This is a genomic window from Wolbachia endosymbiont (group A) of Philonthus cognatus (assembly GCF_947251755.1).
Lineage (GTDB): Bacteria > Pseudomonadota > Alphaproteobacteria > Rickettsiales > Anaplasmataceae > Wolbachia > Wolbachia pipientis.
On sequence record NZ_OX366388.1, the window covers coordinates 293,654 to 310,814 of the forward strand.

General features: G+C 35.1%; 12 protein-coding genes and 2 pseudogenes. 5 read left to right on the forward strand and 9 right to left on the reverse strand.

The genetic code is table 11. The annotated features are described in order from the left end of the window. The first annotated feature begins 31 nt into the window (after window positions 1-31). Window positions 32-872 (forward strand): annotated as a pseudogene (locus tag OPR21_RS01520) (IS982 family transposase). Between the two features lie 22 nt (window positions 873-894). Then, window positions 895-1,113: a transposase gene (locus OPR21_RS01525; protein ID WP_065095234.1), complete on the forward strand. Its 219-nt coding sequence runs from the start codon at window positions 895-897 to the stop codon at window positions 1,111-1,113. Window positions 1,114-1,457: 344 nt separating this feature from the next. On the opposite strand, the gene OPR21_RS01530 is transcribed toward OPR21_RS01525, so the two are convergent. The 4 genes from OPR21_RS01530 to OPR21_RS01545 all read right to left on the reverse strand — a co-directional run bounded on the left by OPR21_RS01530 (window position 1,458) and on the right by OPR21_RS01545 (window position 3,424). Continuing rightward, window positions 1,458-1,835, reverse strand: a complete 378-nt coding sequence (locus OPR21_RS01530) for a cytochrome c-type biogenesis protein (RefSeq protein WP_250294683.1) — start codon at window positions 1,833-1,835, stop codon at window positions 1,458-1,460. Next, window positions 1,819-2,850: a hypothetical protein gene (locus tag OPR21_RS01535; protein ID WP_265030061.1), complete on the reverse strand. Its 1,032-nt coding sequence runs from the start codon at window positions 2,848-2,850 to the stop codon at window positions 1,819-1,821. Before OPR21_RS01535 ends, OPR21_RS01530 begins: the two co-directional genes overlap by 17 nt. Next, window positions 2,843-3,205 (reverse strand): ferredoxin family 2Fe-2S iron-sulfur cluster binding protein, encoded by a 363-nt coding sequence (locus OPR21_RS01540; RefSeq protein ID WP_265030062.1) that lies wholly within the window; start codon window positions 3,203-3,205, stop codon window positions 2,843-2,845. The genes OPR21_RS01535 and OPR21_RS01540 overlap by 8 nt, the downstream gene beginning before the upstream one ends. Window positions 3,206-3,301: 96 nt before the next feature. Then, window positions 3,302-3,424: a hypothetical protein gene (locus OPR21_RS01545; RefSeq protein WP_007549233.1), complete on the reverse strand. Its 123-nt coding sequence runs from the start codon at window positions 3,422-3,424 to the stop codon at window positions 3,302-3,304. 750 nt (window positions 3,425-4,174) lie between these two features. On the opposite strand from OPR21_RS01545, the gene OPR21_RS01550 reads away from it, so the two are divergent. The 3 genes and pseudogenes from OPR21_RS01550 to OPR21_RS01560 all read left to right on the forward strand — a co-directional run. Next, window positions 4,175-5,728 (forward strand): Mur ligase family protein, encoded by a 1,554-nt coding sequence (locus tag OPR21_RS01550; protein WP_007549232.1) that lies wholly within the window; start codon window positions 4,175-4,177, stop codon window positions 5,726-5,728. A gap of 6 nt (window positions 5,729-5,734) precedes the next feature. Beyond that, entirely contained in the window at window positions 5,735-6,325 is a 591-nt protein-coding gene (locus OPR21_RS01555; protein WP_064125504.1) for a COQ9 family protein, read from the forward strand. Between the two features lie 22 nt (window positions 6,326-6,347). Beyond that, a pseudogene (locus OPR21_RS01560) lies at window positions 6,348-6,662 on the forward strand (hypothetical protein); the annotation flags it as partial. Here OPR21_RS01560 and rsmD read toward each other — a convergent pair. The 5 genes from rsmD to OPR21_RS01585 form a co-directional block, all read right to left on the reverse strand. Further along, window positions 6,620-7,168 (reverse strand): 16S rRNA (guanine(966)-N(2))-methyltransferase RsmD, encoded by a 549-nt coding sequence (gene rsmD / locus OPR21_RS01565; protein ID WP_077188204.1) that lies wholly within the window; start codon window positions 7,166-7,168, stop codon window positions 6,620-6,622. The pseudogene OPR21_RS01560 and the gene rsmD sit on opposite strands and share 43 nt — an antisense overlap. Before the next feature lie 122 nt (window positions 7,169-7,290). After that, window positions 7,291-7,923, reverse strand: a complete 633-nt coding sequence (locus OPR21_RS01570; RefSeq protein ID WP_010082417.1) for a WD_0853 family protein — start codon at window positions 7,921-7,923, stop codon at window positions 7,291-7,293. Next, entirely contained in the window at window positions 7,913-11,710 is a 3,798-nt protein-coding gene (locus OPR21_RS01575; RefSeq protein ID WP_265030064.1) for a TrbL/VirB6 family protein, read from the reverse strand. The genes OPR21_RS01570 and OPR21_RS01575 overlap by 11 nt, the downstream gene beginning before the upstream one ends. An 89-nt stretch (window positions 11,711-11,799) precedes the next feature. After that, window positions 11,800-14,781: a TrbL/VirB6 family protein gene (locus OPR21_RS01580; RefSeq protein ID WP_265030066.1), complete on the reverse strand. Its 2,982-nt coding sequence runs from the start codon at window positions 14,779-14,781 to the stop codon at window positions 11,800-11,802. After that, window positions 14,778-17,153: a TrbL/VirB6 family protein gene (locus OPR21_RS01585; protein WP_265030068.1), complete on the reverse strand. Its 2,376-nt coding sequence runs from the start codon at window positions 17,151-17,153 to the stop codon at window positions 14,778-14,780. The genes OPR21_RS01580 and OPR21_RS01585 overlap by 4 nt, the downstream gene beginning before the upstream one ends. Window positions 17,154-17,161 lie beyond the last annotated feature (8 nt).

A 17,161-nucleotide genomic window follows, 5' to 3' on the forward strand; every position in this document is an offset into this window, starting at 1 on the left:
TGATATTCATTCCTAAAATAGGAGGTTACCAATGAAAGAGAAAGTAACAGAAATCTTTTGTATAGTCGATGATTTTTGCAATACAGTCGATGAAAATTTTGCAGAAAAACTTCTACCAAGTGGCAAAAAACCAACCAGGACGCCAGAGATTACGCATTCAGAGATTTTTACCATAATATTGCTATATCAAGTGCGACAATTTTAAAATTTTCTATGTGCATTATTTGAAATGATTATACGAATCAGCGTTTCCAAAATTGCCATCCTATAGTAGGTTTATCAGGCTAAAATCGCGGGTTTTATGGTATTTAGCGCTCTTAATGCAATGGTTTTGCGAACAGTCAAAAGTGACAGGGATTTCGTACATAGATGCAACATCTATCGCTGTTTGCCATCCAAAAAGGACCTCGAGAAACAAAGTTTTCAAAGGGTTGGCAAAGATTGGAAAGACTACTTATGGGTGGTTTTTCGGTACATCTAGTAATCAATGAAACTGGCGAAATTCAAGGGGTTACGGTGATAAAAGGCAACGTTGATACCTGTGCCAAATTTAACTAAGAAATTGACTGGATTATTGTTTGGAGATAAAGGATATATCAAAAAAGATCTTTTTCACGAATTATTCGATAGAGGGTTAAAGCTTGTAACCAGTATAAAAAAGGGTATGAAAAACTCATTAATGGCGCTAAATGAGAAGATTTTGTTAAGAAAAAGATCGATTATTGAGACAGTTTTTGGCTCTCTGAAAAACAAATTTGAGATTGAACATACTCGCCACAGATCACCGATAAATTTTTTGGTACACATTTTTTCTACGCTTGTTTCATATTCCATGCAGCCGCTGCATTTCTAAGCTTTACTTCGTTGGCTAATCCGCAACTGGGGTATATAGGGTTGACACCAAGGCAATATTCTTCTGGAGAAGTTGATCGGCATGGCAGCATATCAAAGATGGGACCAGCGGAATGTAGAAGTATGTTATATGAAGCTGCACAAACAATGCTTACAGTTACCAAGAGGACATTTAAATTAAAAAACTGGGGTTGCGAAGAAAAAAGGAATGAAAAAAGCAATTGTAGCAGTAGCAAGAAAATTAGCTGTAATTATGCATAGGATGTTGGTTGATAAAACAGAATTTTATTATCAATAAACATCAAAAGAGCATAGGACAATAATTTTATTGAAAATAAAGATAGCAATGCCGATGGAAGGGACAAGCAAGAACTTAGTTAGACTTCGTGGTAAATATGTTGCCGTCCACTTCCGCCTAACAAGTATAATGCGGCTTGACAAATTTATTGTCATCTCAGACCGCGGAGAGAACCATATGCTACTTTTAACTTACGTGGAATTACCAAGGATTATGGAGAAGATATGCTGTTTTGATTTGTGTGAAAATTATTGTTGACTTATGTGCAATTAGAGAACCTAAGTCACTTTAGCTATATATAAAAGGTTTAAGTGGTTGTATTGATGTATCTTTGTATTAAAAAACACCCAATAAGCAGAGTTGTAAGTGGAATAAACCACAAGATGTAAGTGCTAGGTGGGGTAGTTATAATTGAATTGCCGTAAGAATTTTTTAACTCTGAGATTATCTCTTCATCTGTGTATCCATCATTGATTTTTTTACGAATTGCTTCTCGCATATCATACGCGATCTGAGATCCAGATTCAGACAATGATTCGCCAGAACATATTGGACACCTTATTATTTCAAATAAACTGGTTGCTCGTTTTTCCATGCTTTTATCTCTGAGTTTATTATCCAGAGTAAAAGCGTTTACGCCTGAGTGAAATATCAATATGAAAAGTAAACTAACTACTGCTCTCATCCTTGGTTAATTGGGTTATTTTACCGAGTTGGTTCATAAAATCAGTGATGGATAACTTTCCAATAAAGCTTGACCCTACATCATCATCGTACTTTATTGAAAATTGAACGCTGTCATCAGTTGTTTTTTCTGATAAGAAAGACATTAATTTTTCAAACGCATCTGAAGTTTTTGAGTCACCAATCATAAACGAGATTAATTCTTTATAATTTGATATAGCCACGTTGATTTTGTCTTTAAATGAAGACGTAACCAAATTATAATTTTGCACTCCACCATCTGCAGCAAGAGAAAAATTATTACTTTGAATTAAAAATTTCTCTATGTTGAAATTAATTCTGGAAGCTGAGATGTGGTTTACAAATTCGTAATCAAATTTAGTGTCGATACTAAGGTAACTTTCAGGACTTGCAGTATTTTTATACCGATAAGTATACAAATCAAATCCTAGCTTAGCATTTCCACTCAGTTCTTTATCGAGGTGAAATTGAATGTAATTGCTTTTATCATTCACTTCAGTTATAACACTTTGCTGATTTTCTAAAACATCACATTTTAATCCATAATCTTCGTAACGAAGTGTATCTATATAGTCTATCACGCTGTTGAATCGCAATGAAGATGGTAAATCGTTTAGTCTAACAACAAAGTGGCTGCTATCGTTTGTGTGGCATTTTATATTCTTTTTCTCATCACCATGAACAGCAATGTTGACTTCATTGCTTGGTATGTAGATATATACTGATTTATCAAACAATCTATTTTTTATCAATAAAGCATCAGATGAGATGGTTAATTGCTCATTGGAAAATTTTGGGTTTGTCACACGGAAAATTAGGTTAGAAGGAAATCCACTAAAATCATGTGAAATATCAAACTTTTCGTCGTTAATGTATAGTATTGTTTCAGCTAAAAGATTTTTTACCTTACATGCAGAAAAATACCAAAAACCACTATACGCTACAGGAATAAACAAAAGTAAAGAGATGATAATATAGATAAAAATCTTACGCATGATTCCCCTGTTTATCTAATGATATGTTTCTTGTACCCCTTGGTATGGTTACACACAAGCCGTCGATATTTTTTGTGATTTTTATTTGGCATCCAAGCCTCGACGTCTCTGTTAAGCCGAAAGCTAGGTCTAACATATCATTTTCCTCATCAGATATAGGGTTATGTATTTCTACAGCATTATAAAACTTTGGATCAACAATTACATGGCATGTAGAGCAAGCAAGAGAACCTTCACATGCACCTTCAAGCAGATCTGGATCACTTCTGTGGGCTAAATTGAGCAGAGTTTCTCCCTCTGCAGCTTCATAGCTTTTCTTACTCCCATCAGGTAAAATAAAAGTAACAGATGGCATATTATTCCTATTAAAATCCTTACTAATTTCTCTATATCCTACAGGTAATAACTAATATTTGCAAACTCTTTACAATTCCAGTACCTATATTTCTTGTTATCCAAGTAGCTCTTTGTTGTCATCCGAGTAGCTGACACTGGTTCCTTTATGACGGCAGTGCCCTCTTCTTGTCATCCCAGTGCCCTGATTACTTGGATCCAGAAAAAAGAATGGTGTCATGCAAGTAGCCTCCTTCTCCTGTCATCCGAGTAGCTGACACTGGGATGACACCCCACTTAACCGTCATACTGCCGCGGTATCTCTTAGCCGCTAACAAGCAGCGGGATAACGAGCTTATCGTCACGCCGTCGCGAACCGTCATACCGCGATTCATTCGCGGTATCTCAGCCGCTAACAAGAGATCCCGCTAACAAGCAGCGGGATGACGATTGTCGTTTAGCCATAAATATTAAGAAATTTACCAAATGAAAAAAAGGCAAAAGAAGCCCCGTGGTTGGCTAATTACTTACATTATACTTTCAAGTATGGCGTTTTTTTATTCTAAACGTTTAATAACCGCGATTCAGTTGCTTTTAAGCCGCAACTAATCTAAATTATAAACATTAAGAAATTTACTAAACAGAAAAAAAGGCAAAAGAAACCCTAGGGTAGCTAATTATTCACTATCCATTTTTTAAGTTGGCGTTTTTTAATGTTTTAAATGCTTTATAAGCGTATCTCAGCTTGTGTAGGTAAAAACCTAGAAATTTGATAAAGACATAAGGTGCACATAGTGCAAAAAATTAAACATGAGACGCCAGATACGTGAGTTTTTTTGTCATTTAATCTGTACAGAGAAGATAAATAAATAGCTTCAGTTTCATGATAAGGGGGCTGGCGGAGTTTGTCAAGGAAGTTTTTTGTTTCTATTGAATGACAGTTGTAACCTACGAAAGAAGTCTGTTGTAATTTGTACGATATCTTTATAAAATGGTTCGCATAAGTTATCTAGCAGTGCAACTAAACAAATACAAAAATCAAAACGTCGCGGTTTTTGGTCTTGGTAAAACTGGTTTATCCGCCATTAACGCTCTAACAAAGAGTGGTGCAAGAATATATGCATGGGATGATCATGAAGAGCAAATAGCAAATGCAAAAATGATGTATAAAAAATGTAATTTTATTCATCCCAAGGAATACAATTGGCATGAGATCAGTGCATTGGTTTTAAGCCCTGGAGTGCCAACAGAGCCACATTGGATAGTAAAACTTGCAAGGAGATTTGATTGCAAAATAAAATCAGACATTGAGCTATTTCTTGAAGCTAAAACTACGAACCAGAAGGTAATAGGCGTCACAGGAACAAATGGTAAATCAACCACTACATCACTAATAGGGCACATATTAAAATCTGCAGGGAAAAAAGTAGCTATTGGTGGAAATTTAGGCGTTCCTGTTTTGGATCTAGAAAGAGATGCAGAAATTTATGTAATCGAACTCTCCTCTTTTCAATTGGAGTTGATGAATGAAATTAACGTGGACATTTCAGCACTGCTCAATATTACACCAGATCACATAGATAGGCATGGAAGTATGGAGAACTACATAGCAACTAAATTAAAACTGATAAACGGTAGTGAGGTTGCCGTAATAGGATGTGACAATGAGATTACTGCTGATATATTCAACAAATTCACTGGAGACAAAATTCCAATCTCAGTAACATATTCCCCGATGTCATTCCAGCGCGTGACGCTGGAATCCAGAAAAGAAAAACCATTGCCAACTACTCAGATGACAGAGGGTGGTGCAAGAGATCTAATATCATTGGCAGGTAACAATTTGCTTGATTATAGTGAACAGATTACTGGTATAGATCGAAATTATCTGGATCCCAGTGTCAGCTACTTGGATGACAAAAGGGGCACTGGGATCCAGAAGATCTCGTTAAAACTAGAGAATCATAGCTTATCAGTAAGCGACGTGAAAATAAACCTAATATCCAACGCAGAAAACATAGCAGCCACATATGCCGTATGTAAGGTACTTGGAGTAGATAGCAACACTATTATCAATGGAATCAAGTCCTTTTCAGGACTGAGGCATAGGAATGAACTGCTTGGCAAAATAAGAAATGTGTTTTTCGTGAACGATAGCAAAGCAACTAATGCAAAATCGAGCGAAAAGGCGATCTTATCTTATGAAAACATAAATTGGATCGCTGGTGGAAGAAGCAAAAAAGGTGGAATAGAATCATTAAGCAAGCATTTTACAAGGGTTAGAAAAGCTTTTCTTATTGGAGAATCAACCGAAGCTTTTGCAAATGTTATGGAGAATAAAGTAGATTATGTTAAATGTTGCAATCTAGAAGATGCATTCAGATTGGCTTTTGAAGAGGCCTTAAATAGCGCAGAAGAAGTAACAATATTACTTTCTCCCGCGTGTGCTTCTTTTGATCAATGGAAAAATTTCGAGGAACGTGGTGAAGCATTTTGTAGAATGTTTGAAAATCTCAGGTACAATCACACATGCTGTTTAGTATGATGTTGCGTGGAACAAAAGTTAATAATAGATAAGCTAATTAGGGTTATTCCATTTGAAGGGATAAGCGATGAAACCCTATTAAAGGTGTGCACTGACCTTAATCTAGCTAATAGCTTTTGCAAATTTCAGAATGGAATATATAGCGCTTTGGAGCACATAGCAGAGGACTTAAATAGCTCAATGGAAGCTGAACTAAGGAATTCTAATTTAGAAGATATGAAAGTGCGAGAGCGAGTAAAGTTAGCCATTCAAATACGCCTTTCAAATTACGCTAAGCTACCAAATTATAGAGAACTTTTAAAAAATGTTTTATTATTCTCTGTATCACCAAAAAATACATATTTTTCTAGTAAACTTTTATACAGAACTGTTAGTGCGATTTGGTATGGCATTTATGACCAATCAACAGATTTTAACTACTATACAAAAAGAGCAATATTAGCTGGAGTGTACTTAAGTACGATACTTTTTTTTATCAATGATTATTCAGAAGATTTTGTGGATACTTTATCGTTTCTTGATAACCGTATCAACAATGTCATGACATTTCAAAAATTCAAAACTCGCTTAAAAGGAATCATAGGAAATTTCTTATAAGCTATTGATTGTTGGTAGAAAAGTACTTGAGCACGATCCTGAAAAGGTTTGTGAAAATAAAAATATTCATGCTGATCATAAAGAACATTTAGTTTATCGTGAGGATAATAATGGTACAACAAAATACACCAGTTACGAAGAAAAAGAAAATAAATTTATTGAAGAAGCACATGAATATTTAATAGACTCTGAATTTAATAAAAATTTTGATCTAGGGCAGTACAGAATAAGTAATTTCTCCGGAAACTTGACGAAAATAGAACTGGAACTCATCAATGAAAAGTATATGCAAGTTCAAGTTAATAGAGAAAGAAAAATTATTCTCGCTATACCGTAGGTGCGTTCCAAGATTATACTGAAGTTTTTATTGCACTCAAAATCTTCGTTTTTCCTAATCTCTAGAATTATCAATGCATCATCACTTAACCAGCCTGAGTGAGCTAGTCCATTCAACGTTGATTCAACTAGATTGCTATTGTAAGGTGGGTCTATAAAAACTACATCGCACTTTGAAATAGGTTGTGGCAATTTGTTAGCACTACAACAAATTAGCGTGACATTGTTCGTAATTCCAAAATCTTCTGCTGTTTTTTTAGGCAGTTGCAAATTGTAATAATCTGAATCCACCATGAATGCATGTTTAGCGTCGCGAGAAAGCGCTTCAAATGAAAAAGAACCACTACCACAGAATAAATCAAGTACATTCAAGTTATAAATAGGTTTTCTTGAGGAAAGCATATTAAATATTGCTTCTCGGACAATACTCATAGTTGGCCGTGCAGCTAAATGCTTACCTGTAGTTATTTTTCTTCCGCGATATTTGCCTGCAATGATGCGTAGCATATTAAATAAGCTCCAAAATAATTAATTATTTATACTATATGATTAATGTCAATATGGCTTTAGCAGTTTAATAGAGAGAAGCTATCGAGTCGCTTGTAAGAAAAACACAAACACAAGACTCATCAGTTATCTTTTTCTGATTTGCCTGCTGCATTAATTGCTTGACCAATCTCATCTTGTAAATCATCATGATCATTTTTTTCATCATGATTTAGCCCTTCAATTCTGCTTTCTAACTCTAACTTAATTATAGTATTGATTTTATCTATATTATCAAGAAAGCCTCTACATTCTTCTTCACTATACTCTTCACCAGATGCTTTTTTTTCAATAAATAGGTTTTTAAATCCTGCTAGATCAGAATTCTGATCGGTATTTAGTACAACATTTCTCTCTATGAAGCTAAGATCTGACAGCAGTAAGCTAACCTCTAACAGATCTTCACTTTTCACGCTTTTAAGGTCTTCAAGACTTTCTAAAATACTAAACACCTTAATCCTTTCTTGTACAATCTCTTTGTCTTCCTTATCAAATTCAGACAATAAACTATGATTATCTACAAATTTCTCACTCAAAGCTTTATTCAATTTAGCAAAATTGACATCCTTGTCAAGTGATGTGTTATCCCGCAACAAGTCTACCCTTGCCCTACGCGCATTTAAAATGTCGTCGTAGTCATTTAACTTTATGTTGCCATCTTTGTCTTGCTGCAATTTATAATAATCAAGGCCTTTGAAATTTTTATTAGTCTTCATCTTCAATCCTCTTCTCATCTCCTTTTGCATCTGGTTTCCTCATTGGTTCCGGTAATTTCCTTTTACTGTCTTCTCGATTTCTTTTTTCCTCTCTTTCAGCACGTTTTTTTATAGCTTCCTGGGTATTCATTCCAAAAAGTGCCTTAACGTACTCTTCTGGATTTTTTGGTTCTTTAAATAAAGGCTTAAGATTATAAACTTCGTCTTTTCGATCTCTTTCTTCTTTTCTTCTAGCTCTTTCAGCACGTTTTTCTACAGCTTCTGGAGTGTTCATTTCAAAAAGTGGTGAGAGGTTGTAAACTTTATCTTGATTTCTTCTGCCTTCTCTTTCAGCACGTTTTTCCATACCTTCAAAAGCAGATCCAAAATCATCAATTTCATCTGGGCCTTTTGGTTCCGTGCCTAAATTTCGTGTCACTTCATTTGATTGATCAGGCTTATCTTCTTCTGTTGGCTGATCATGCTGTAGTTGATTAGGCTTGTCTTCTTGTTCTGTGCTTAGTTCTCGTACTACCTTATCTGGCTGACCTCCCCCTCGTAGTCGAAGAGGGTCGCCTTCTTCTAGTGGCTGATCATGGTTATCTCTTACTAGTTCCGTGCCTAACTCTCGTTCTACCTTATTTGATTGATCAGGATTGTCTTTTTCTGGTTCTCTCTTACGGCCGATAGTGTAATCATGAAGCTTCTCTAAGAAATCTCGCCTATATTCTTTTGCTCTATAGAGTAGGTTATGATCATAGCCATGCTTTCCTATAGAGTCAAGGCCATGCTCCCAAGTAAATTTCATAGCATCTTCTATTGTATAGCCCAAATGTGATCCTACATATCCTTTGTAATATTCTAAATATTTACCGATCCTTCTATGCGTAATATCTTCCTTATCAACTCCAAATGCCCTGTAGATTTTTTCCTCAAGTTTATCAACGTCATTTTTAGGTGATGTTGCAAATTTTGTTGCTTCAATAGTAGCACCTACAAATTTACGTGGCACATCAATAGCGTATTTCAGCACTCCTCCAACTCTTGGTACTCTCCCCAGCAGATTAGCTGCACCTCCAGCTAATCTATCCGGTAAATGAGTAGCCCAACTGCCTAAAGACTCTAACCCTCCACCAATTTTATCTTGCACTGCTGATTTGCCAAAATATAAGATTTGACTTACAAAAGACGCATCTGGGTCGCCATGTGCAGTAGCGCTTGGAGAATGCTTAGAATACATACTAGATATATTGTAAACGCTGAATCCACCACCAGCGATACTTGAGCCCATTTGTTGTACGAACGTGCGTAAGGAGAACATTAAAAATGAAAGCAAGAATAATACAAAGATTTCCCCTGCATTGATTAAATAACCTCTCTGTATGTCTTGCACCCTTTGGTAATCACTATTTTCTCGATAATCTTTGCAATCCTCACAATCTTTACATTTCTTACAGTATTCACTGTTGGGATCCTTATATAAATCATGAAGTTTCAGTCTTCCACAACCTTGTTGTTCTAATACTCTTTGCACCAAAGACTTTATCTCTCTTTTGAGATCTGGTCTTATGGTACCTTTTCTGTAGTCATCCACTATTTTCCTATAATTTTTACACTTTGCTTCATCTTGCTGAGATCGACAGTAAAGCTCTGTTATTTTACTATTCATACCACCTATCTTTTTGTCTATATTGTTGATCAACAGTAGAATATCAGCTTTTTCTGATGCATATGATAAACTATTTGTTAAGCGTACTAGATCTTTTGCTCTACAGTCATTCTTCACTATCATATCACTTTCTGCAATATAGTGGTCTGCTGGATTCTTCTCAGTACCAGGAATTGGGTTAAAGAAAGGATAATCTATATAACGAAACCCTTTTTCAATGTAATCAGGTGGAAGAGGGATATATCCAGCGCCGCCAGTAAATTTTATTGTACCACCTTCTCTGCTTAGTTTTTCTATACCTTCTATATTTTTATCTATGTTAAGTGGAGAAGCTTCTCCAAGAGTGTAAGGTACAAAAATTTGCCCTGGGGTCCAACCAAAATACTGTTTATCAATGATACAAAAACCACCAAACACCCATTTTGGAGCACATAACCTTACCTCGAACCATTTATTGTAGCATACAGTAAAACCTAGTTGTCTATAAAAGGTATTCATTATAATGGAAGCCAGTAATGACAAGAGAGCAAATATCATAATCGACTGCAAACAAAAGCTGATGCAGAATTTTATCCAACCTTCAAATAGACTTTTCAGTGGTGAGAATAAAATAGAGATTAGGAACAGCGGCATGATAGCTATAAGAAAAGCTATACCCATAAAACCAGAGAGGAATATTATGTAAGCATATAAGCACAGCAAGAAATATAAAACTATCCCTATGAAAATTGCCGGTATCATCAGAAGGCTTGCCCACATTTGGTAATGCAAAAACGCTGCAAACTTTTTCCAAACAGAATAAGCAAAAAACTTATTGAACATGTCCTCCATGAAGCTAAACAACTTAGCTTCATCTCCTTGAGCAATACTTCCGGTGTTCATGTTGGGAGCAAAGTTAGTAATTATACTTATCAATTGTTCAAGACCTTTAACGAATAAAACAAGAAAATGATCATAGAAAAATCTAAAACTTCCAGGAGATATAAGCACTATTACTAGAGTGATTTTCATCATTCTGATGAGCATATCATGCTTAGTCTCTTGTATCATGCCAAAAAGATAAAGAAGCGATGAAATCATTACAAATAGAACAAGCAAGGAAAGAACAAAATTGTGAAAGCTCGTACTTTTTTCAGCTATATTTTCGAACATAGCTTGTGCAGCTGCAGGATCGTTACTGTTAAAATGCTCTTCACAATTTTTGTTAATCAATAATACACATTTTAGATAGTTATAAATATAATCAAAAAACCCAAAACTACTTGGCTGCTGCACTCCACTTAAGAACTCAAAAGAGTAGCCACCTACATTATCTAAGTAATATCTATCTAATATTTTTACATATATTTTCCATCCCTTTTTTAACTTCAACTCATTACAATTTCTGTCCTTTAATTTAGTGTTATCTCTGTCTAAAGTAAAAAATCCATTGTCGCCCTCTGCTGTGGAGTTATAACCTAGATGTACAGTAGGATATTGAGGATCGCGCATTAACTTTAGATTTTCGTTAGGATCATCTTTCCCCGTTTGAAACAAAAGATAAGCACCATGACCGTTGGTAAACCAACATGGAGCACCACGTGATACTGTATTTGCACTATCATCTTCATTAATGCACTTGCAATTTACAGTGCAACTTGCATTAGGCTTACTTGAAAATTTTTGTATGCTAGGTTTATAATCATTACAAACTAAGTGAAAATTAGGTAAACTATTATCACTTTGTTTACCTTCAAATTTAGTTGCATATTTTAACTGCTCCAAGCTTTGTAAGGTATAACTGCCTTTTTTAGATTCCTTCTTGTTATTATTACTCCAAGATGTCCATGCACCATTAACTCGCACTTTTAAACTATCTCCATTGGTTTCGAGTCCGGTATCCTCCCACTTCACCACTTGGTTATGGTGAAAACCATAATTAATTTCGCCAGTTTCAGGATCAATAACTTCTCCATCTCCTGGAATAAACGCATCGTGGTCGCTTGAAAAATGAGCGCTTACTGCAATAGGTTTAGGACCAAAATAGTCAGCAGATATACACCTTGGAAAAGGCATATCGTTTTTACTACAACCTGTGATCAGCACATAAGCTGCAAGAAGTAATACCCTAAACCAACATTTGCCTAAACGTGATTGCATATCTAAACTTTTTCCAAATACAGAATAAATTTCTAAAACTTTACTTAAAATATCTTTTTAATTAGTTACTCCATAATATCATTTATATCTTACTTCTCTCCATTTTCTTCCTTGTTTTTAGCTTTAGCACTAGGATCACTTCTTATTGTTTCATCAGAATTTTTTTGCTGATCTGATTGTTTTAATGTTTTAGGTCTATCACTCGTTGTTTTATCAGAACTTCCTTTAGAATCTTCTTTTTTGTCTGGTTGCTTTGGCGTGTTAGGTAATTTAGCCTCAATTTTTCCCCGATCTTTACTCATTTTCTGCTTGATACTCTGTATCATACTTTGGGTCTTATCATCAAGGCCAACGGTTGACAGCATAGCTTGCGATGCGCTCTTAGCAACTGTACCAACACCGCCAGTAACTCCATAACCAGAGCTAAATAGTGTTTGTACCATAGTTTCCGATATAGAAACAAAAGCTTCCATTGCACCGGCAATAATGAGGTATATAAACGCCTGGATTAGGTCTATAGGTAATGCTGCAAAGTGTCCACCAGCCCTTTCTCCGGTACTGAGTGCAACATCAACGCTAGTGCCAGGACTGTATCCAAGAGGCAGTATTGATTTCATCAAGCACAGATCATACGATAAGAAATTTACGCTAATTAAACATTGATAGCATGCAGAAAAATTTGTGAGGTTATATAAAACTGAATACATCAACTGATTTAAAAGAGATAAAAATGAAAATAAAATGACTGGTTCTAATGAAACATGAGCCAACGTTTTTATCCAATTATCAAACAAGGGTTTAGTCTTTTGAAATAGAATAAATACGATAAATAAAGGTGTTAATGACAGTAAAAACGCCACTAGAACAGTAGATATTACATATTTAAACGTAGCGCTAATAATGCATTTTAAGAACATAAAAGTAGCGTAGAGTATTGCCAAAAATGCAATAAAGCCAAAAGGACCAGAGAGCATCAATGATAAAAACTTTAACCAAGTTTCTGCTGTGAATAATACTCCTGCTGTCAAGTCTAAGAATGCAAATTTTCTCCCCCCTTCCCCTATATAGCCAGAAAAGCTATCAACCAAATAAGTGCTACCATCTATAAAAAGTCTGGATAAAGTTGTACCAAAAAGTTCCCAGCTTCTATCGCTAAAGGCAAAAGCTATAAATGCTATCTTGAACATTCTTACAATGAAATCAAATTTACTTAGCTGTATTGTTCCAAGCATATAGCCAACGACAGTAAATATAACGTATAGAGTAAGCAAAGCTCTTACCCCTTGAAGAAGACCTCTTGCATATCCTTTGTATGAATCTTTAACGCTGTCCCCAATTACTTCTTCTTTTATAAGTTTAAATACCCCGTTTACATTCGATGAAATAAAATCATTAATTTTTCTTTTAACAAATAAAGTTACTGTGTACTTATTATTTTCATAATATTTGCCATTTTTATCTGTAATGTCATCTCTCTCTACGTTGCTTACATTGATGCCGAAATATATCTTCTTAGATTCTTCGTTCTGAAAGTGTTCTCCGCTTATTACATCTAATATGGTGTACTCATCTTTTCCGTTTACTCTTTCTCTCACTCCTACCACTTTAAAATCATTAGTTCCCACACCATGCAAATCTTTAGGTGGCTCATCACCTAAATATACATATAATTTTTCGCCATTAATATATTCACATGATCTAGTCACTTTAACATGGTACCCACCTCTATTAGCTCCATAGTGACCATAATCTGCAATGGCAAGCATCACACTGCTACCAGGTGTTACACTTCCTATTGGATAGTCATGATTTAATTTTAAGGAAAAATCTTCAAAATTATCACTGATTTTTGAGCATACTAGTTTATCATTTTTCTCCTTTCCTGCTCCTCCTCTTTTTGGAAGACATTGAATACCTTTAGCATCGCCCTTCATATCATTACGCTTGCCTTCAGAAATACTTGCATCACCTGGATCGCTTATTTTTGCAACAAGAGCCTCAGCCCAAGATTTATCATCTTCAGTAAAACTACCTGCTTTAACATTCCCTTCCATTTTTTCTAGATAAGAATACATATCACATTTATTTCCTTTATCGTACTTCTTATACCTTATAGAGGAGACACAGTTCCGTTCTCCTGCTTGACCTAAACCATAGTTCCATATACCCTTCTCAGTATAGCATATATTTTGATGGTAACAGTTAAGCTCATAGGAGGAGTACTTTTTTCTCTCATCAAGACTACAGTTTTTTCCATCACATAACTCGTTCAATCCTATTTTAGCGCGGCGTAAATCAAGTAGTGAACCATATACCCATGGTTCGTTGTCTTGAATATAACCTTTATTAAAATGCACCTTATTATCATATGGGGTATACCCATTGCCAACTAGCACTTTACTTTCCTTTGCTTTTGTTTTATCAAGAGGTAAAAATTGTATTTTATTTTTTGTACCATCTTTACCATCATAAAAAAACTCTCCCCCCTGATGTACTTCACTCACTGTAGCTTTCTTATATACAGTTTCCTTACGGTCATTTTCTACAGCTTTATAACAATTGTCATCAAAATTGATGCCTTTCCCTTCTGGATTGTCGTAATCAATTGTTATTTTTCTGGGAACTAAGCTGAAGCTTAACTTGTCACCAGGATTTACTTTAATTCCAGTGTCCACATAACGTCTATTGCTGCCAAATCCTTTGCCACCACATAGTTCGTTTTTACTTTCATTAACACCATAATTGTTAGGTACACTATTAATATCCGCAGCCTTACTATAATTTGGTTCTGAGCCATCAGCACAAAAGCTAGCTGGCACAAGTACTTTCCTTGGATTTTTGTCTTCTTTAAAAGGGCAAAAATTTACTGATCCATCGAGGGTGAATTTGATTTTCTCACCCTGACTAATTACCTGACCAGAATCAACCCAATGAATTTTATCGGCTTTACGAACTGGAACATCCACATTAACGCTGGTGTTTTTGCTCTGCAACCCAGGCTCGACACAATCCATATTACAACCAGTGATTGCAAGACACAGTATCAACAATAGTGATCTTTTACTTATCATTGCTGTCTTCCTTGTGGTATCTGAGGCGTTGACCTTTGAGTCCCTTGTGGTATTTGAGGTCTTGACGTACCTGACTGTTGAGAGGCATCTCCTCTTTCTCTTCTTTGAACGCTTTGTTCATCTAACCCTACTGTTCCCATTAAGCTTTGTTGATACTGTCTTCCAGGTTCGCTTGCTACATAAGCACCAAACAACGAGTCAGATATTGCCGAAGAAGCTTCAACTAAAGCTTTCATAGCGTGTCCCAAAATAACAAAAGCCATCATAGCGGTAATATTAGGTGTATATTTGGAAGCATAACCATAAAAAATACAAGGGTTAAAAATCTTTAGGTTAATATTAAGTATACATGTAGAGCAGACCTCAAAATCAAATACTGAATACACAATATAATCCATAACCTGACTTATCAGTGATATAAAAATTAAAAGGACCACTGGATGAATTGCAAATCTTGCTAAATTTTTAACCCAGTTTTGAAACATCTGCCTAGTATACGCAAATAAAAGACAAATAATAAAAATAGGTGCTAAAGAAAGTAATAACGCAACTATTGCTATAGATGTAATAAAAGAAAATAAGGCATTAAAAATAGATAAGCTCACTGTGATTAAACCCCAAATCACCAAGCAAAAAGATACAATGCCCAAAGGGCCAGAAAATATAAGAGATACTATTAACAATACTGAATGCGATGACAAGAACCTATTGAGCGGCAAATCAAGAAACTCAAAAACATTTGAAGTAGTGCCTCTAAAATTTGCTATTTCTATTAGTTGTTTTGGAGTGTTAATAAATATAGAGAATGCGTTGTTATAAAAAAAGTCCCAGCTATTATCCTGCAATAGCTGGGCGATGATTCCTATCTTTACGCATATAATTAAAAACTCATATATAGAAATATGAGTTAATCCAAAAAAGTAATAAAGAGTATATAAGATTATATATAGTACTAATAGTGATATTATAGTAGATCTAATGGTATTTGTTCTGCTTGATTTTATAAAACTTTCGTAAAGAGACTTCACAGGACTAGTATCAGAGTGAATTGCGTTAGGGTCTTTATAATTAGAGCCGAAAAATGCAGTTTTCACTTTTTCATCAAAGAAATTATATATTGCACTAAAAGTTTTTGTAGGTGGCTCTTTAGTTGTTAGGTTAATACTAAACTGACCTTCATTTTTGTAATCGCAGCCATGGTCTCTTATTCCATAATATATGGTGCCTTTTTTTTCTTTTAACTTTTCCTTTAAGCCTTCCATGTACTCAGTATCATGAACTTTGCTGATATCTACAGATATATCCGCTTGGTTTTCACCAGGCTTATGCTCAGGAAGTTTGTCAGAGACGCTTATATACAAACTATTCTCCAGACTGTGGTTCTTCGCTACTCTTATGTTGAAACCACCTTTGTCATTTCTATCATAGCAGTGCTCGTCATTTCTACTACATAAACTAAAAGTTAAACTTGGTGTTCGATGGTATTTTTCTATCTTATAATCACAGTTAGTGCATATGCCACCTGTTGGAATGTGTTCAAAATCTTCACCATCCATGTGAACACGTAATAGTGTAATGTCAGTTTTTACCTGTTTTTCCTTTAATACGTTACTAATAGTTTCAGCAATAACAGATTCACCACTAGAATTTAAAGCATTGAATATCTCACCTTCTATACTATTGTATTCAATGTATGCGCAACCTTTGTTTCCGCTGTCGGAAGGAAATTTACATATACGTCCGCAGAGTAAATTCAAAATGCGCGTATCTGTTTTGTTTTTCTGATCACTTGAAAGCTCACTGCAGTTTACACTTTCTCCTTGTTTTATAGAATTAATAATGTTTGTATCTTGACTTAACTGCGAAAAATCTGAATCCCAGTACTCTTTTCCATTCAACCATTGCGCATCGCCTATTATATATTTATTAGGACATATTTCACCCTGACATCCTTCTCGATTTAAAACATGTGCAAAATGTTCCGTTTCTTGTTCGCTGCACTTTTCATCAATTTTCACATACCTGATTTTTGTCTCACTCTCTTTATCTTTACACACTTTACTTCCAATAACACTAAAGCTTATCGTATCGCCTTCCTTAAGTGCAAATGGTAATGTAACGCTATTTTCCCCAGGCCCAATTGCAAAATCTTCATACTGCTTAGGGCAAAAATTAACCTTACTAGGCACTATACCAATCTCTGTTACTCTTATTCTATCTGAGATATTAACACCGGAATCAACCCACTTCTGCTCTGTTGACACTATATCTAGTTTTTCACGCAAACCTGATAAATTTTCTGGCTTAATACAGTGATGTTCCCCGCAGCCTGACAGAAAAAAAAACGGTATTATCAGCAAAAATTTTAGCATAAATCCAA